This is a genomic window from Rhizobium sp. TH2 (genome assembly GCF_024707525.1).
Classification (GTDB): domain Bacteria; phylum Pseudomonadota; class Alphaproteobacteria; order Rhizobiales; family Rhizobiaceae; genus Rhizobium_E.
Window position 1 is genome coordinate 3,906,031 of the sequence record NZ_CP062231.1, and the last position, 18,018, is coordinate 3,924,048.

The window sequence follows — 18,018 nt, forward strand, 5'->3', positions numbered from 1 at the left end:
GGGGCGGGGTCTAACCGTCTTACGCACACCCACCCGCTTTACTTTCGTTTTTTTCGTTCTATCGTGAAGACGAAACCAACCACGGCTGAAACGAATGTTCCTGATACCGCGCCACAAGGAAATCCTCGATATCGCCCGTGTGCAGGGCAAGGTCCTGGTGGAGGAACTGGCGAACCGGTTCGAGATCACGCCGCAGACCATCCGCAAGGATCTCAACGATCTCTGCGAGAAGAAACTGCTCAACCGCATCCATGGCGGCGCGGTCTTTCCATCCGGCACCGAGAACATGCAATACGAGCAGCGGCGGCTGATCGCGGCGACCGAGAAGGATGCGATCGGCCGCGCGGCGGCGGCGCTCATTCCCGACAATGCTTCGCTCTTCGTCAATATCGGCACCACGACGGAAGCGGTCGGCCAGGCACTGCTCGACCATGGCCGGCTAATGATCATCACCAATAACATAAATGTTGCCAACAAGTTACGCGTCTATCCGCAGTTCGAGGTGGTGATTGCCGGCGGCGTCGTACGCGGCACGGATGGCGGCATCGTCGGCGAGGCGGCGGTCGATTTCATCCGCCAGTTCAAGGTGGATTATGCCGTGATCGGCGCCTCGGCGATTGACGATGATGGCGCGCTGCTCGACTTCGATTTTCGCGAAGTGAAGGTCGCGCAGGCGATTATCGCCAATGCGCGGCATGTGATTCTCGTGTCGGATTCGACGAAATTCGAGCGCACCGCACCCGTTCGGATCGGCCACATTTCGCAGGTCCACACCTTCGTGACCGACAATTGTTTTCCCGAAAATCTCCGGAAAATCTGTCGCGAGAACGATGTTCAACTGATCGAAACCGCCAAATCCCATTGATATCAATCAATAGTTCGGACGCGCCTGGATGCCGCCGGTTGTCCCGCTGAATTCATCACCCATATTCGATTGACATTCGTTTTGATTTCGTTTTGAATGCTTTTAGTTTCGCAAATGCAATAAAATGCTGCATTGCGAAAGGGGATGGAAGCATATGACGGACGGAGTCTACGACATCTTTATCGCGGGCGGCGGCATCAATGGCTGCGGCATTGCGCGTGACGCTGTCGGGCGCGGGTTCTCCGTTTTCCTCGCCGAAATGAAGGACCTCGCCTCGGGCACATCGTCCGGCTCCACCAAGCTCATCCATGGCGGACTGCGCTATCTGGAACACTATGAGTTCCGGCTGGTGCGGGAGGCACTGATGGAGCGGGAAGTGCTCTGGGGCATGGCGCCGCACATCATCTGGCCGCTCAGGTTCGTGCTGCCGCTGCACAAGGCGATGCGCCCCGCCTGGCTGATCCGGCTCGGCCTGTTCCTCTACGATTACATCGGCGGCCGCAAGGCGCTGCCGGCGACACGGACGCTCAATCTCGAAACCGATCCGGCCGGTGGGCCGCTCAAACCGGGCTTCCGCAAGGCTTTCGAATATTCCGATTGCTGGGTCAACGATGCCCGCCTCGTGGCACTCAACGCCCGCGACGCGGCCGATCGCGGCGCTGTCATCAAGACCCGCACCAAGGTCGTATCGGCCCGCCGCGAGGGCGGCTTCTGGTCTGTTGTCACCGAGAACGAACAGACCGGCCAGACCGAGACGATCAGCGCCCGGCTGTTCGTCAACGCGGCCGGCCCCTGGGTCGACAAGCTGCTGCAGAACGCCGCCGGCTCGAACGCCAGCAATGTCCGCCTCGTCCAGGGCAGCCACATCGTGGTGCGCAGGAAATTCTCCGATTCCCGCGCCTATTTTTTCCAGAACAACGATGGCCGGATTTTCTTCGCCATTCCCTATGAGGAAGACTTCACGCTGATCGGCACCACCGACCAAGACTACAAGGGCGATCCGCAGGACGTGAAGATCACCGATGCCGAGATCGATTATCTCTGCGCCGGCGCCAGCGAATATTTTGCCGAGCCGGTCACCCGCGCCGACATGGTATGGTCCTATTCCGGCGTCCGGCCGCTCTATGACGACGGCGCCTCGAAGGCACAGGAAGCCACGCGTGACTACGTGCTGAAGGCCGATGGCGCTGCCGGCGAGCCCCAATTGCTCAATGTATTCGGCGGCAAGATCACGACATACCGGCGGCTCGCCGAATCCATGCTGGAAAAGATCGAGGACGTGCTCGGCAGCCGCGGCAAGCCGTGGACAGCGGGCGCGACGCTACCCGGCGGCGATTTCGACAGGCAGGGATTCGAGGGCCTTGTGGCGAAATTCCGCCGCGAGTTCCCGTTTCTGAGCGAAGCGCACTCCAGGCGTCTGGTCCGGCTTTACGGCACACGGGCGTGGCGGATCGTGGGGAAAGCAAAGAGTTTTGCCGATCTCGGCCAGCTCTTCGGCGGTGACCTGACGGAAGCCGAGGTTGCCTATCTCATCGAACAGGAATGGGCGCTGGAGTCGGAAGACGTGCTCTGGCGGCGGACTAAGCTTGGTCTGAAGCTTGAAGCCGATGGCAGGCAGGCACTTGAGGAATTCATGAGAGGCCGGCCGAGCGCGGATGCCCGGCTCGCCGCCCAGTAAGCGGACGACAATCGTCGCCTGCCTGGGGAGGAGGATGGAATGCTGGAACTGAAAAGCGTAACCAAGCAGTTGGGCGCTGATATTCACATCAACGACGTCTCGATCCGCCTTGAACGGGGTTCGCTGAACGTGCTGCTCGGGCCGACACTGTCGGGCAAGACATCGCTGATGCGGCTCATGGCCGGGTTGGACAAACCGACCAGGGGTTCTGTCTGGTTCGAAGGTAAGGATGTCACCGGCGTTGCCGTGCAGAAGCGCAACGTTGCGATGGTCTACCAGCAGTTCATCAACTATCCCGCCATGACGGTTTATGAAAACATCGCTTCGCCGCTGCGTGTCACCGGCAAGAGCCGCGACGAGATCGACAAATCAGTGCATAAGGCGGCCGATCTGCTGCGCCTGACGCCCTATCTCAAGCGCCTGCCGCTGGAGCTTTCGGGCGGCCAGCAGCAGCGCACGGCGCTTGCCCGCGCCATGGTCAAGAATGCCGGCCTCGTGCTGCTCGACGAGCCGCTCGCCAATCTCGATTACAAACTGCGCGAGGAACTGCGTGCCGAACTGCCGAAGATCTTCGCCGAGACCGGCGCGATCTTCGTCTATGCGACCACCGAACCGTCCGAAGCGCTGCTGCTCGGCGGCAATACGGCGACGCTGAGCCAGGGCCGCATCACCCAGTTCGGCCCGACGGTGGATGTGTTCCGCCGGCCGGCCGACCTCGTCACCGCCCAGACATTCTCCGACCCGCCGCTTAATACGGTCGGCGCCGTCAAGCAGGGTTCGATCATCCGGCTCGATACCGGCACGGAAATGCCGGTTCCCGCTTACCTCTCAGGCATTGCCGACGGCCGGGTCGTGATCGGTTTTCGCCCGCATCATCTCTCACCCGTGCCGGTGAGCGCAGCGAGCGTCGCCATTCCGGCCAAGGTCACGGTCACCGAGATCACCGGCTCGGAAAGCTTCGTCCACGTTTCGAACGGTTTCGGCAAATGGGTCATGCTGGCGCGCGGCGTCCATGATCTCACGCCCGACACCGATATCACCGTCAATCTCGACACGCGCCACCTGCTCGCCTTCCGCGAGGATGGGACGAGCGCGGCGCAAGCCCGGCCGCTCGCGGCTTGAGGAGGAACGCTTAACTTGGCCCGCATCAACCTAGATCATATCCGTCATTCCTACATGGAGAAGCCCCAGGCGCCGTCCGACTACGCGCTGAAGGAAGTCGACCATGTGTTCGAGGATGGCGGCGCCTATGCCCTGCTCGGACCGTCGGGCTGCGGCAAGACCACGCTTCTGAACATCATTTCGGGCCTGCTGACGCCGTCGCATGGCCGCATCCTGCTTGGCGAGCGCGACGTCACGCGGCTCCGCACCGAAGACCGCAATATCGCGCAGGTGTTCCAGTTCCCGGTCATTTACGACACGATGACGGTGTTCGACAATCTCGCCTTCCCCTTGCGCAACCGGCATGTTCCCGAGGCCGAGGTGACGCGCAAGGTCAACGAGATTCTCGACGTCATCGACTTGAAATCCATGGCCAAGCGCAAGGCCCAGGGCCTGACCGCCGACCTCAAGCAGAAGGTCTCGCTCGGCCGCGGTCTCGTCCGTTCGGATGTCAACGCGATCCTGTTCGACGAGCCGCTGACAGTCATCGATCCGCATATGAAGTGGCTGCTCCGCGCGCAACTGAAGCTCCTGCACCGCCAGTTCGGCTACACCATGGTCTATGTCACGCATGACCAGACCGAAGCGCTGACCTTCGCCGACAAGGTGGTGGTGATGTATGACGGCGGCGTTGTGCAGATCGGCACCCCGGCCGAGCTTTTCGAGCGGCCAAGCCACACATTCGTCGGCTATTTCATCGGTTCGCCCGGCATGAACGTGCTGCCAGTCAAGATCGAAGGCGCCAATGCCCTCATCGGCGACCAGACCGTGGCGTTGAAGGCGGCCCCGGTTATCGCGCCGGGCGCCAAGACTGAACTCGGCATCCGCCCGGAATTCGTCCGCCTAGGCCGCGAGGGTATGCCGATCACCATTTCGAAGGTCGAGGATATCGGCCGGACCAAGATCGTCCGCGCCGTGCTGGCCGGCCTGCCGATCACAATCGTGGCGCAGGAGGATGACGAGATCCCCGCTGACCCGCGCATCACATTCGACCCTGCTGCAATGAGCATCTACGCCGATTCCTGGCGCGTGAAGACGGAGGGCTGAGCCATGAACAAGACCGTCAACAACAAGGCCTGGTTCCTCGTCCTCCCGATGCTGGTTCTGGTCGCCTTTTCGGCCGTCATCCCGCTGATGACCGTCGTGAACTATTCGGTGCAGGACACGTTCGGCAATAACGAGTTCTTCTGGGCCGGCACCGACTGGTTCACCGACGTGCTCAGGTCCGACCGCTTCTGGGATGCGCTCGGCCGCAACCTGCTCTTCTCCTTCACCATTCTCGCCATCGAGGTTCCGCTCGGCATCTTCATCGCCCTCAACATGCCGAAAAAGGGCCTGGGCGTGCCGGTCTGCCTGGTGCTGATGTCGCTGCCGCTGCTCATTCCGTGGAACGTCGTCGGGACGATCTGGCAGATTTTCGGCCGCGTCGATATCGGTCTGCTCGGACGCGTCGTGGCTGCGCTCGGCATAGACTATAACTATGTCCGCGATCCGATCGATGCCTGGATGACGCTCATCGTCATGGATGTCTGGCACTGGACCAGCCTCGTCGTGCTGCTCTGCTATGCGGGCCTCGTCTCGATCCCGGAAGCCTATTACCAAGCCGCCAAGATCGACGGCGCATCGCGCTGGTCGGTGTTCCGCTACATCGAACTGCCGAAGATGAAGCGGGTTCTGCTGATCGCGGTGCTTCTGCGCTTCATGGACAGTTTCATGGTCTATACCGAGCCCTTCGTCGTTACCGGCGGCGGACCCGGCAACTCGACCACCTTCCTGTCGATCGACCTCGTCAAGACGGCGATCGGCCAGTTCGACCTCGGCCCGGCCGCAGCCATGTCGATCATCTACTTCCTGATCATCCTGCTGCTGTCATGGATCTTCTACACGGTCATGACTTCAAGCGACGCGCAGAATTGAGGGAGGCAAGATAATGAACACTGACAGCAAGAAACTCACCTCCTTCACCGTCTCGACGCTCTATATCCTGTTCCTGCTGGCTCCGATCTACTGGCTCGTCAACATGAGCTTCAAGACCAACAGCGAGATCACCGGAACGTTCTCGCTGTGGCCCGAGAATCCGACGCTCAGGAACTATACGGTGATCTTCACCGATCCGGCCTGGTATAATGGCTACATCAACTCGATCACCTATGTCGCGATGAACACCGTCATCTCGATCCTGGTGGCGCTGCCGGCGGCCTATGCCTTCTCGCGCTACAGGTTCCTCGGCGACAAGCATCTGTTCTTCTGGCTGCTGACCAACCGCATGGCTCCGCCCGCCGTCTTCGCCCTGCCCTTCTTCCAGCTCTATTCCGCCTTCGGCCTGATCGATACGCATATCGCTGTGGCGCTGGCGCACTGCCTGTTCAACGTTCCCTTGGCGATCTGGATTCTCGAAGGCTTCATGTCCGGCGTGCCGAAGGAAATCGACGAGACCGCCTATATCGACGGCTATTCCTTCCCGCGCTTTTTCGTGAAGATCTTCATGCCGCTGATCGCATCCGGCATCGGCGTCGCGGCATTCTTCTGCTTCATGTTCTCGTGGGTGGAACTGCTGCTGGCGCGCACGCTGACTACGACCGACGCCAAGCCCATCGCCGCGACCATGACCCGCACCGTCTCGGCCTCGGGCATGGACTGGGGCGTGCTGGCCGCCGCCGGCGTGCTGACGCTGATACCCGGCGCGCTGGTGATCTACTTCGTCCGCAATTACATCGCCAAGGGCTTTGCCCTGGGGAGGGTTTGATGACTTCGACTCGTCGCTGGCCAATCGCTCTCGGTCTTGTTCTCCTCGCCTATCTAGCTGCAGTCCTGGCGCTTTACAGCAGCCTGCCGGTCAAGGATGGAGCCACTGACTGGTTCGCCCCGCTGATCCGTGGCGGCTGGATGGCCTGGTCGTTCCCCGGTGCGCTGTTCTTCCTCACCATCGTGGCTCTGCTCGCGCTGATGGCGGTGTGGGAATATGCCTCGCCGGGCGGCAACCCGCGCGTCGGCATTCTTCGTTTCGAGACGACAAGAGGGGATCGACTCTTCATATCGCTGCTCGGCAGCGCATTCATTCATCTCGCATGGTTGGGGCTGGTAGGCGCCAACCTGTGGTGGGCTCTTGTCTTGTCGGTTGTCTACGCCATTGGCGTATTCAAACTGGTCTAGGCAAGGATAGGGAGTGGGCGGGACGGCTGCCACCGGACCGTTTTTAGACGCAATCGCAAAACCCCAGGGAGGATCTTATGCGAAAGCACTTACTGACGACGACTGCGGCAGTGCTGCTTGCCTTTACCGGCACGGCATTTGCAGGAATGGACGAAGCCAAGACGTTCCTTGACAAGGAAGTCGGCGAACTGTCGACGCTTTCGCGCGCCGACCAGGAAAAGGAAATGCAGTGGTTCGTGGACGCTGCCAAGCCCTTCAACGGCCTGGAAATCAAGGTCGTCTCGGAAACCATCACCACGCATGAATACGAGTCCAAGGTGCTGGCGCCGGCTTTCACGGCGATCACCGGCATCAAGATCACCCATGACCTGATCGGCGAAGGCGACGTCGTCGAAAAGCTGCAGACCCAGATGCAGTCTGGCGAGAACGTCTATGACGCCTATGTCAACGATTCGGACCTGATCGGCACCCATTGGCGCTATCAGCAGGCCCGCTCGCTGACCGACTGGATGGCGAACGAAGGCAAGGACGTGACCAATCCCGGTCTCGACCTCAATGACTTCATCGGCCTGAAATTCACCACCGCACCGGACGGTGACCTGTATCAGCTGCCCGACCAGCAGTTCGCGAACCTATACTGGTTCCGCTACGATTGGTTCAACGACGAGAAGAACAAGGCCGACTTCAAGGCGAAGTACGGCTACGACCTCGGCGTTCCGGTCAACTGGTCGGCTTACGAGGACATCGCCGAGTTCTTCACCGGCCGCGAGATCGACGGCAAGAAGGTCTACGGTCACATGGACTACGGCAAGAAGGACCCGTCGCTCGGCTGGCGGTTCACCGACGCCTGGCTCTCGATGGCCGGCAACGGCGACAAGGGCCTGCCGAACGGCCTGCCGGTCGATGAATGGGGTATCAAGGTCAACGAGAAGTCCCAGCCGGTCGGCTCCTGCGTCGCACGTGGCGGCGACACCAATGGCCCGGCTTCGGTCTATGCCATCCAGAAGTACCTCGATTGGCTGAAGGCCTATGCGCCGGCTGCTGCACAGGGCATGACCTTCTCCGAATCCGGCCCGGTGCCGTCGCAGGGTGAAATCGCCCAGCAGATGTTCACCTACACCGCATTCACGGCCGACTTCGTCAAGGAAGGCCTGCCCGTGGTCAACGCGGACGGCACGCCGAAGTGGCGCTTCGCTCCGTCACCGCATGGCGTCTACTGGAAGGACGGCATGAAGCTCGGCTACCAGGACGTGGGTTCCTGGACGCTGCTCAAGTCCACGCCCGACGATCGCGCCAAGGCCGCATGGCTCTATGCGCAGTTCGTCGTGTCGAAGACCGTCGACGTCAAGAAGGCTCATGTCGGCCTGACGCTGATCCGTGAATCGACGGTTCAGCATCAGAGCTTCACGGATCGTGCGCCGAAGCTCGGCGGCCTGATCGAGTTCTACCGCTCGCCGGCCCGCGTGCAATGGTCGCCGACCGGCACCAACATCCCTGACTATCCGAAGCTGGCTCAGCTTTGGTGGCAGGCGATCGGTGATGCATCCTCGGGTGCCAAGACCGCGCAGGAAGCCATGGACTCGCTGTGCGCCGAGCAGGAAAAGGTGCTCCAGCGCCTCGAACGCGCCGGCGTCCAGGGCGATATCGGTCCGAAGCTCGCCGAGGAAACTTCGCTCGAGGACCAGAACGCCAAGGCGGTCGCCGCCGGCAATCTGGCACCGCAGCTGAAGATCGAGAACGAGAAGGACAAGCCGATGACCATCAACTACGACGAACTGGTCAAGAGCTGGCAGAAATAAGAAGAAGCGTTCTTGGACGTCTCTCCCGGCCGGGGCAGCAATGCCCCGGCTTTTTTGTGGGCGATGCCGCGGTGGCAAGACAGAGGGCAGCTCGCGACCGGCACATCCGGCGGGTACAATATTCCCGGATTGTCTCATTGCCGCAAACGGCCGGACTTGTTAGCCAATTCCAGGCAAATGGCGCGACCGGGAGGCAGGTATGCGGGTTCCGATCTATCAGGTGGATGCGTTCACCAACCGGCGGTTCGCCGGCAATCCGGCAGCCGTCATGGTGTTTCCGGATTTCCCGGATGACGCTGTCATGCAATCGATCGCGGCCGAAAACAATCTCGCCGAGACCGCCTTCCTCGTTGCCGATGGCGACGGCTATCGCCTGCGCTGGTTTACACCTGCGGTCGAGGTCCCGCTCTGCGGGCATGCGACGCTGGCGAGCTCGGCCGTTGTCATGGAGCGGCTGGAACCCGGCCGGACCGAGGTGATCTTCGAGACCGCCAGCGGCTCGCTGCCGGTGAAGCGGGTAGACTCGGGCTATGTCCTGAACTTCCCTGCCCGCCCCTCCGAACCCACCGAGCCGCCCCATGGATTGGCCGAGGCACTGGGTGCTGTGCCGCTCGAGGTCTATGTCAACCAGTTCAACTACATGGCGGTGATGGCGGACAGTGCGACGGTGCGGCTGCTGGCACCCGGCATGGCCGCCATCGTAAGCATCGGAAGGCCGGGCGTGATCGTCACGGCGCCGGGCGACGAGGGCTATGATTTCGTCAGCCGCTACTTCGCGCCGGCCAAGGGTATTCCCGAAGACCCTGTGACGGGTGCGGCGCACTGTATGCTCGCGCCCTATTGGTCGAAGCGGCTCGGCAAGACCGCGTTCCGGGCGTTTCAGGCCTCCAAGAGAGGCGGCGAAGTTATCTGCCGATTGGTTGACGACCGGGTCGATCTCGAAGGCGGCTGCGTTTTCTATCTCGAAGGACATGCCGAGATCTAATCATCGTTCGAAACGCGCGCGGTATTCCCGCGGCGTGACCCCACGCAGGCGCTTGAACTGGCGATTGAAGTTGGCAAGCGAACCATAGCCCACCTCGCCAGCGACATGAGCAATGGGCAGGCTGGTCGCGGACAGCAGCGAACACGCCTCGCCGATCCGCATGCGGATAAGGTATTCCGAAGCGGTCGTGCCGGTATGCCGGCGGAACAGGCGGTGCAGGCCGGAGCCGCTGAGCGCGGCGATATCGGCCAGGTCTTCCATGCCGATATCCGTTCGGTGGTGGCCGTGGATGTGGTGCAGCACGCGGTCGATGCGGTCGCGCCCCTCCTGTTTTGGAACAGTGCTGGCGCTCGTGCAAAGCGTGGTAGCCGTGCGATCCACCGCAAGCCGACCGAGAATCGATAGAAGGCCGAGAAGCTGATCGGCGGGTGGCAGATCAAAAAGCGCGCTGTAATCAGCACGAATGGCTTCGGACGCGGCCCGGCTGAAATGGAGGCCGCGGCCGGCGCGATCGACCATCGCGCGGATCGGCCGGAACTCCACCGAGGATTCGACGATCCTGTCGATCCACTCCTGCCGGAACCAGAAGACCAGCGCGACATGCGGCGCCTTGTCATCCAGGCGATCGACCGACGACCAGCTATGCGGCAGGTTCGGCCCGATCAGCACCAGGTCGAGATCGTCATAGGTGCCGACGTGATCGCCGATGAAGCGCTGGCCGCGCGAATTCAGCGTCAGGGTCAGCTCGAATTCCGGATGATGATGCCATTGAAACGGAATGCCGCCCTCGAGCCGCCGGTTGAGGCTGTTGAGCGATGAGTGCTCGCTGGGCGATAGTTTCTCTAGATAGGGCTTCATGCGGCCTCGATCGCATCATTGACGCCAGAATAGTATCAGTATTTGCCTTTGACGTACAACATGGCTTTTCCGCCGTCGCTATGCTGCCTGTCATCGTCATGCAAAGCCTGGGAGGGCACCATGCAACAAGCGACTTTACGCGACCACCACCCCACGACCAGCGCCACCACGCAACTGGCCGAGATCGAGAAGACGCTGCCCCTGCGCGTGCTCTCCAGCGCCGACTGGCAACACTGGATCACCAAGGGTTATGTCATCATCCGCCAGGCCGTGCCGGCCGCCAATGTCGAGCGGTTGGTCGATCTGCTGTGGCAATTCGACGAGAAGAACCCGGCCGACGCTTCGACCTGGTACGCGCCGCAACGCCGCGAGCACAAGATGAGGGAGCTCAACAACACAGGCATGCTGGAGATCTATAATCACCAGTACCTCTGGGACAATCGCATGGAAAGCCGCATCTACGATGCCTTCGTCGATATCTGGGATCGCGAGGACCTGTGGGTGACCATCGACCGCGCCAATCTCAATCCGCCGAAAAAGGTGAAGGGCAATCCGCATGGCTTCATCCACTGGGATGTCGATACCTCGATCCGGCCGCTGCCGATCGGCGTGCAGGGCGTGCTGAGCCTGAAGAAGCAGGATGGCGACGTCGGCGGCTTCCAATGCGTGCCCGGCCTGTTCTCCGGCTTCGAAGAATGGGAAAAGACCCAACCGGCCGACCGCGACCCGATGCACCCCGATATGACCGGCCAGACCGTGGTCAATATCGACATGGAGCCGGGCGACCTGCTGATCTTCAACTCGCTGCTGGCCCACGGCGTGCGGCCGAACCATTCGGGAGACCGCGTGCGCATGGCGCAGTACATTTCCATGCATCCCGCCGAATGGGAAAACCGCGCCGAGCGCGAGGAGCGCATCAGGCTGTGGCGCGAACTCGACCACCCGCAGCGCGATGCCTTTCCCGGCGATCCGCGCGATTGGGAAAAGAAGCATGCGACGACGGCGGAACTGACGCCGCTGGGCGAGAAGTTGCTGGGGTTGAAAAGGTGGTGACTTTCAGTTGAAGCAGCCTCGAAAATCCAGCAAGTTGTACCAAGCAACATTGCGGAGGCTAAAGTGTTAGAACTGAGGACGCGAGAGGATCTGCAACGGCTAATCGATGAGCGACTGCCTGAAAGTATCAGCCTTGACTATAAGGCGACGGCTGCCTTGGCAAAGACCAATGAAAAGCGCAAGGAGCTAACAAAAGATGTGTCTGCCTTCGCCAATTCCGCAGGGGGGCAGATTGTCTATGGGATTGTCGAGCAAGACCAAGTTCCACTCTCGATCGATGAAAGCCTTGATCGTAGTGAAATAACGCCGGAATGGATTGAGCAGGTTCTTACAACGAGTGTCTCGCCAAGGATAGAGGGCCTAAAAATAGCAATGGTACCGTTGAATGAACGAAATGTTGCATACGTCATCAGCATACCGCAGGCCGTAAATCGAGCACCACATCAAGCCATCGATAAACGATATTACAGACGACATAATTTCATGAGCGTCCCTATGGAAGATCATGAAATTCGTGATGTGTTCAGACGCTCGTCTACGCCTGAACCTTATCTAAATTTCTCTATCCAAGGTGGAGTACAAGATGTCGTCTTCAAAGACGACGAGAAGGGCAGGCCCAATGAACTGTCGGAGCCTATTGAGATATCTAGCACTATCGGCAATCGCTCAAACGCACCTGCAGTATGGCTCGTCTGCAGAAGTTTGGTGTCTAAATTCTTAACGATAAGCCAACACAAATTCGACGCGATCTCTGACGGGAGCGTTAACGATGAACCTCTCAGTATTTGCCTGAAGAAAGTTGGAGGAATGAGTCACTTTCCAATATTTCGAGAAGCAAGCTTCGCCCATGAAAGATTTAGTATTCGTGTACCTATAGAAATGGCAAAAGAAGACCGACAATTTACTTTAGGTTATCATATTGCGACTCCCGGTTACTCTGGCGGCTTTCTAGGAAAACTCAAGCTAGAAGGGCGAAAGCTGACGATCTTAGAGACTGAAAATCCCATGCCGGTCACCTTCGAATAACTCCTAGCAGACGTTTCGGATATTCTCGATTTCATCCCTTAAAGAGATACTCTTCCCGCGACCGTTCCTTCATCTCGATCGAGAACCCCGGCATGACAGGCGGCATGTAGGCTGCGTTCTGGATATTGCAGGGGTCGAGGAAGTGCTCGTGCAGGTGATCGACGAACTCGATCACCCTGCCCTCGATCGTGCCCGACACGGCGATGTAGTCGATCATCGACAGATGCTGGACATATTCGCACAAGCCCACGCCACCGGCATGCGGCCAGACCGGCAGGCCGTATTTCGCCGCCATCAGCAGCACGGCGAGCACCTCGTTCAAGCCGCCCATTCGGCAGGCGTCGATCTGGACGATGTCGATGGCGCCGCCCGCGATCATCTGCTTGAAGATGATGCGGTTCTGGCACATTTCGCCGGTCGCGACCTTGACCGGGGCGATCTGTTCGCGGATCGCCTTGTGGCCGAAGACGTCGTCGGGGCTGGTCGGCTCCTCGATGAAGAATGGCTTTGAGAAGGCGAGTTGCTTGACCCAATCCACCGCCTGGCCGACTTCCCAGACCTGGTTGGCGTCGATCATCAGGTAGCGATCCGGGCCGATCACCTCGCGGGCAATGCGCAGGCGGCGGATGTCGTCCTCCAGATCGCGACCAACCTTCATCTTGATATGGTTGAAGCCGGCATCGATCGCCTCGTGGCACAGGCGGCGCAGCTTGTCGTCGTCATAGCCGAGCCAGCCGGCGGAGGTCGTGTAGCAGGGATAGCCCTTGGCCTCGAGTTTCGCGATACGCTCGGCCTTGCCGGGTTCGGCCTTCTTCAGGATATCAAGTGCCTCGTCGCGGGTGATGGCATCGGTGAGGTAGCGGAAATCGACGATATCGACGATCTCCTCCGCGCTCATGTCGGCAACCAGCCGCCAGACCGGCTTGCCTGATTGCTTCGCCAAGAGATCCCATACCGCATTGACCACCGCGCCGGTGGCGAGGTGGATGGCGCCCTTATCAGGCCCGATCCAGCGGAGCTGGCTGTCGCTGGTCACATGGCGCCAGAAGCGGGCCGGGCTTTCCCTGACCCAATCGAGATCGAGGCCGACGACGAGGTGGCGCATCGCCTCGATTGCGGCGCAGCAGATCTCGTTGCCGCGGCCGATGGTGAAAGTCAGCCCGTGACCCTCCAGCCCGGGGTGGTCCGTGCCGAGAATGACATAGGCAGCGGAATAATCCGGATCCGGGTTCATCGCGTCGGAGCCATCGAGGCTCTGGGACGTGGGGAAGCGGAGGTCCAGCGTCTGGAGACTGGTAATCTGGGTCACGGTCACTCTTTCGTCAGTGTCGGCTTACTTGTCCTGCACGAATGTCTGCTTCTGCGTGCCGAGGCCCTCGATGCCGAGTTCGACCACGTCTCCGTGCTTCAGGAAGCGCGGCGGCTTGAGGCCCATGCCGACGCCCGGCGGCGTGCCGGTGGAGATCACATCGCCCGGATGCAGGCTCATGAACTGGCTGAGATAGGAGACGAGGTATTTCACGCCATAGACCATGGTCGAGGACGAGCCGTCCTGCATTTGTTGGCCGTTGACCTTCAGCCACATCTTGAGGTTCTGCGGATCGGGGATTTCATCCCTCGTCACCAGCCATGGGCCGATCGGGCCGAACGTGTCGCAGGACTTGCCCTTGGTCCACTGGCCGGAGCGCTCGGTCTGCAAGGCGCGTTCGGAGACGTCGTCGCAGACGGTGTAGCCCGCGACATAGTCGAGTGCTTCGTCTTCCGAGACGTATTTCGCGGTCTTGCCGATGATGACGGCGAGTTCGACTTCCCAGTCGGTCTTTTGCGAACCGCGTGGGATCAGCACATTGTCGTTGGGGCCGACGATGGCCGACGTGGCCTTCATGAAGATGATCGGCTCCGGCGGCACGGTGGCGCCGGTCTCGGCGGCGTGGTCGGAATAGTTGAGCCCGATGCAGATGAATTTGCCGGTGCCGGCGACGCAAGCGCCGATGCGGGTGGAGGCATCCACCACGGGCAGCGAATTGACGTCGATGGCGGCAATCTTCTTCAACCCCTCAGGCGAAATCGCAGCACCGCCGATGTCGGCGACATGGGCCGAGAGATCACGGATCGTACCATCGGCCGCCTGGATCGCAGGCTTTTCGGCGCCGGGCGCGCCAACTCGCATCAGTTTCATTTTATGTCCTCTCTTGGAATTGTCTGATCAGATCGTCCAGCCGCCATCGATGGCATAGGCCTGGCCGCTCGTGTAGGTGGCGCCGGCGAGATAGAGCGCAAGATCGGCGATCTCTTCCGGCGTGCCGAGCCGGCCCATCGGCTGACGGGCGATGAAGGCGGCGCGGGCGGCATCGTAATCGCCCTGCGCGCGCATGCGCTCCTGCAGCGACGGGCTCTCGACCGTGCCGGGGCAGATGGCGTTGACGCGGATGCCGCGCGTGACATAGTCGGCGGCGACGGACTTGGTCAGCCCGATGACGGCGGCCTTGGAGACGCCATAGGCGAAGCGGTTCGGCACGCCCTTGATCGAGGAGGCGACCGAAGCGATGTTGACGATGGCGCCATCGTTGCGCTCCAGCATGCCGGGCAACACGGCGCGGATGGTGCGGATCATTGATTTCAGGTTGAGATCAAGCGCGAAATCGAGATCCTCGTCCTTCATTTCGAGGATCGAGCCATTGTGGACGACGCCCGCCGAATTAACCAGCACATCGACCTGCCCGACCTCGGCGACCAGCGCCTTGACGGCGGCGTCGTCGAGCACGTTGAGCTTGGCGGTGACGATGCCGTTCTGGCCGTCGATCTCGCGCAGCACGGTCTCGTTGATATCAGTCGCCATGACCTTGGCGCCGGCGGCGGCGAAGGCCAGTGCAACCGCGCGGCCGATGCCCTGCGCGGCGGCGGTGACCAGCACCGATTTGCCCGTGAAATCCATTGTCGTTCCTTCCTTATTCATCTCTGCCGGCTTCATCTTGGGAAGTCGGAGCTTACCTTGTCCGGATCAGTCGGAGTGGAAGACTTCTTCCATTCCGGCCCACCACTCACCTTCTTTCCGAGTCTCGAACGGCTTCTGGAGGGGACCGCAAACGGCCCACCATTCCTGGGTCTTGGGGTGTGCCGCCATCTTTTTCTGGTCGGCTTCGAAATCATCGCCGACATACTCGAAATAGGAGAACATCAGGTTCTCCGGTTCCTTGAGATAGATCGAGTAATTGCGGATGCCGCACTCTGTGATCATCTCGAGCACCTCGGGCCAGACGGCCGCGTGTAGCCGCTTGTATTCCTCGATCTTGTCGGCGTTGATGCCGATCACCGATCCCATCCGTTGCATGGTCTACTCCTTGAAGATCACGGTGTCGAATTCGGGGATCGAGCGGCGTTTTACCTGGTCCCAGTCCCAATCGATGCCAATGCCGGGCTCCTCGGGCGCCAGCGCGTGACCGTTCTCGATCCGCATCTTAGCGCCGGTGATCTCGTCGAGCTGGGGAATGTATTCGACATACTTGCCGTTTTGAACCGCGCATGTGAGGCTGACATGCAGTTCCATGAGAAAATGCGGGCAGACCGGGATGTCGAAAGCTTCCGCTGCATGGGCGACCTTGAGCCACGGCGTGATGCCGCCGATGCGGCCGACATCGACCTGCACGATCGAGCAGGCGCCCTTCTGCATATATTCGCGGAAATGGCGGATGGAATAAAGCGATTCACCAACGGCGATGGGCGTGGCGGTGCTGGCTGAGAGCCTTGTGTGGCCGTCGATATCGTCAGCGGCGAGCGGCTCCTCGATCCAGGCGAGGTCGACCTCGCGGAGACGGTCGGCGCGGCGGATCGCCTCGTCCAAGCGAAAACCCTGGTTGGCGTCGGTCATGATCTCGTAGCCCGGGCCGACCGCCTTTCGGACGGCTTCGAGGCGCGCGAGATCTTCCGAGCCATGCGGCTTGCCGATCTTGACCTTGGATCCGGTGAAACCCTGGGCTTGCGCGGCAAGCGCATCATCGACCAGCGCCTGCGTCTCGATATGCAGCCAGCCGCCCTCGGTCGTATAGAGCGGGCAGCGATCCCTGGCACCGCCGGCGAGCTTCCAGAGCGGCAGGCCTTGCTTCTTCGCGCGGAGATCCCAGAGCGCGGTATCGATGGCGGCGATCGCGATTGCCGTGATCGCGCCGATCGTCGTGGCATGAGTGAAGAATTCGAGATCGTGCCAGATCGCCTCGATGCGGTCGGCGTCCTGGCCGATGACGCGGGGGGCGAGATGATCCCTGAGCAGCCGCATGACCGACGAGCCGCCGGTGCCGATCGTGTAGGAATAGCCGGTGCCGGTGGCGCCGTCGCTATCGGTAATCGTGACGATGGGCGTTTCCTGGCTGACGAAACTCTGGATGGCATCCGTGCGCTTCACCTTCGGCACGAGATCGACCATACGGAGCTCGATTTTTTCGATCTTCGCCATTTCTCACTCCCAGGCGCGCCGCTCCATCCACGGCAAGACGAAGTCTTAGTCAGCTTGCCGCGCCAGCGCAACGGCGGCGGCATTGTTTTCAATTGCCTATCAATGATACATTCATATATAAAGCATTTATTCAAATATAGTCAAGTGCCGCGTTGCCTGCTGTGAACTTTGCGTATATGAATTTGAAAATTCATTAGGGGGATGAAGCGTGACGCCGGACGACGACAAATATCGCGCGCCCGCGCTCGACAAAGGCCTCGACATCCTCGAGCTTCTCGCCGGCATCGATGGCGGCCTGACCCAGGCGGAAATCGCCAAGCGCATGGGTCGCAACGCCAACGAATTCTACCGCATGCTCGACCGTCTGGTCCGGCGCGGCTATGTCACCCGGCTCGACGGCGACCGCTATTCGCTGACGCTGAAACTCTTCGGCCTGGCACAATTGCATGCGCCGGTGCGGCGGCTTGCCTCCTATGCCACGCCGCTGATGCGAGGATTGGCCGAAGAGAGCCGGCAGGCCAACCATGTCGTGGTGTTCGACCGGGGGGCGGCTGTAGTGGTCGCGCAGCAGGAGGCGCCGGGTTATTTCGGCATTTCGCTGCGTGTCGGCGCGCATATGGGCCTGTTCAACACCGGCTCCGGCCATGTGCTGCTCGCCTTCCGCCCTCGGGATGAGCGGGCGATGATGATCCGCGAATATGAGAGTGCAAACGAAGGGCCTGCTGGGCAAACGCCGGAATTCTTCGCGCGGCTCGACCAGATCCGGGATCGGGGCTATGAGATGATGCCGAGCGCCCAGACAGCCGGCGTGGTCAACCTCTCCGTGCCGATCATGGGTGCGGATGGCAATGCCATCGCCGCGCTGACCATTCCTTATATCACGCTGATCAATCTACCGGCTGCGCCTGACATTTCCGCGACGATCCAGTTGCTGCAGAAGACTGGAAGGCAACTGTCGGAACTGGCGGGCCATGAACTGGCGGCCTGAAA

18 protein-coding genes are annotated in these 18,018 nt (G+C 60.7%); 12 read left to right on the forward strand and 6 right to left on the reverse strand.

Features of this window, described 5'->3' with window-relative positions:
- Positions 1-94 precede the first annotated feature (94 nt).
- From IHQ71_RS19335 to IHQ71_RS19375, 9 genes are all read left to right on the forward strand, one after another.
- On the forward strand, positions 95-865 hold the full coding sequence (locus IHQ71_RS19335; RefSeq protein WP_258158066.1) for a DeoR/GlpR family DNA-binding transcription regulator: 771 nt from the start codon (positions 95-97) through the stop codon (positions 863-865).
- A 154-nt stretch (positions 866-1,019) separates the two neighbouring features.
- Entirely contained in the window at positions 1,020-2,543 is a 1,524-nt protein-coding gene (glpD, locus tag IHQ71_RS19340; RefSeq protein WP_258158067.1) for a glycerol-3-phosphate dehydrogenase, read from the forward strand.
- Positions 2,544-2,582: 39 nt separating this feature from the next.
- Positions 2,583-3,665 (forward strand): ABC transporter ATP-binding protein, encoded by a 1,083-nt coding sequence (locus tag IHQ71_RS19345; RefSeq protein ID WP_258158068.1) that lies wholly within the window; start codon positions 2,583-2,585, stop codon positions 3,663-3,665.
- Between the two features lie 15 nt (positions 3,666-3,680).
- Positions 3,681-4,751 carry an ABC transporter ATP-binding protein gene (locus IHQ71_RS19350; protein ID WP_258158069.1) on the forward strand — a complete coding sequence of 357 codons (1,071 nt, stop codon included), beginning with the start codon at positions 3,681-3,683 and terminating at the stop codon, positions 4,749-4,751.
- Positions 4,752-4,754: 3 nt separating this feature from the next.
- On the forward strand, positions 4,755-5,621 hold the full coding sequence (locus IHQ71_RS19355; RefSeq protein ID WP_258158070.1) for a carbohydrate ABC transporter permease: 867 nt from the start codon (positions 4,755-4,757) through the stop codon (positions 5,619-5,621).
- 13 nt (positions 5,622-5,634) lie between these two features.
- The gene (locus IHQ71_RS19360) at positions 5,635-6,450 is read left to right on the forward strand and encodes a carbohydrate ABC transporter permease (RefSeq protein WP_258158071.1); all 816 of its coding nucleotides are present in this window, start codon (positions 5,635-5,637) and stop codon (positions 6,448-6,450) included.
- Positions 6,450-6,857, forward strand: a complete 408-nt coding sequence (locus tag IHQ71_RS19365; RefSeq protein WP_258158072.1) for a DUF2160 domain-containing protein — start codon at positions 6,450-6,452, stop codon at positions 6,855-6,857. Before IHQ71_RS19360 ends, IHQ71_RS19365 begins: the two co-directional genes overlap by 1 nt.
- A 77-nt stretch (positions 6,858-6,934) precedes the next feature.
- A complete protein-coding gene (locus IHQ71_RS19370) occupies positions 6,935-8,656 on the forward strand; it encodes an ABC transporter substrate-binding protein (RefSeq protein WP_258158073.1) in 1,722 nt (573 codons plus the stop codon).
- A gap of 199 nt (positions 8,657-8,855) precedes the next feature.
- A complete protein-coding gene (locus IHQ71_RS19375) occupies positions 8,856-9,641 on the forward strand; it encodes a PhzF family phenazine biosynthesis protein (protein ID WP_258158074.1) in 786 nt (261 codons plus the stop codon).
- Here the strand turns inward: IHQ71_RS19375 and IHQ71_RS19380 are convergent, their stop codons facing one another.
- Entirely contained in the window at positions 9,642-10,499 is an 858-nt protein-coding gene (locus tag IHQ71_RS19380) for an AraC family transcriptional regulator (RefSeq protein WP_258158075.1), read from the reverse strand. It lies immediately after the preceding gene.
- A gap of 120 nt (positions 10,500-10,619) precedes the next feature.
- Here IHQ71_RS19380 and IHQ71_RS19385 point away from each other — a divergent pair, with 120 nt between their 5' ends.
- Positions 10,620-11,552, forward strand: coding sequence for a phytanoyl-CoA dioxygenase family protein (locus tag IHQ71_RS19385; RefSeq protein WP_258158076.1), 933 nt, complete (start codon positions 10,620-10,622; stop codon positions 11,550-11,552).
- Positions 11,553-11,615: 63 nt separating this feature from the next.
- Positions 11,616-12,578: a helix-turn-helix domain-containing protein gene (locus IHQ71_RS19390; RefSeq protein WP_258158077.1), complete on the forward strand. Its 963-nt coding sequence runs from the start codon at positions 11,616-11,618 to the stop codon at positions 12,576-12,578.
- A 31-nt stretch (positions 12,579-12,609) separates the two neighbouring features.
- Here the strand turns inward: IHQ71_RS19390 and IHQ71_RS19395 are convergent, their stop codons facing one another.
- The 5 genes from IHQ71_RS19395 to IHQ71_RS19415 form a co-directional block, all read right to left on the reverse strand.
- Positions 12,610-13,887 carry an L-fuconate dehydratase gene (locus IHQ71_RS19395; protein ID WP_258158078.1) on the reverse strand — a complete coding sequence of 426 codons (1,278 nt, stop codon included), beginning with the start codon at positions 13,885-13,887 and terminating at the stop codon, positions 12,610-12,612.
- A 24-nt stretch (positions 13,888-13,911) separates the two neighbouring features.
- Entirely contained in the window at positions 13,912-14,757 is an 846-nt protein-coding gene (locus IHQ71_RS19400; RefSeq protein ID WP_258158079.1) for a fumarylacetoacetate hydrolase family protein, read from the reverse strand.
- A gap of 27 nt (positions 14,758-14,784) precedes the next feature.
- Positions 14,785-15,513: an SDR family oxidoreductase gene (locus IHQ71_RS19405; RefSeq protein WP_258158080.1), complete on the reverse strand. Its 729-nt coding sequence runs from the start codon at positions 15,511-15,513 to the stop codon at positions 14,785-14,787.
- Between the two features lie 66 nt (positions 15,514-15,579).
- The gene (locus IHQ71_RS19410; protein ID WP_258158081.1) at positions 15,580-15,909 is read right to left on the reverse strand and encodes an L-rhamnose mutarotase; all 330 of its coding nucleotides are present in this window, start codon (positions 15,907-15,909) and stop codon (positions 15,580-15,582) included.
- A 3-nt stretch (positions 15,910-15,912) separates the two neighbouring features.
- On the reverse strand, positions 15,913-17,028 hold the full coding sequence (locus IHQ71_RS19415; RefSeq protein ID WP_258158082.1) for a mandelate racemase/muconate lactonizing enzyme family protein: 1,116 nt from the start codon (positions 17,026-17,028) through the stop codon (positions 15,913-15,915).
- A 208-nt stretch (positions 17,029-17,236) separates the two neighbouring features.
- Between IHQ71_RS19415 and IHQ71_RS19420 the strand changes: the two genes are divergently transcribed.
- Positions 17,237-18,016 carry an IclR family transcriptional regulator gene (locus IHQ71_RS19420; RefSeq protein ID WP_258158083.1) on the forward strand — a complete coding sequence of 260 codons (780 nt, stop codon included), beginning with the start codon at positions 17,237-17,239 and terminating at the stop codon, positions 18,014-18,016.
- The last annotated feature ends 2 nt before the right edge of the window (positions 18,017-18,018 follow it).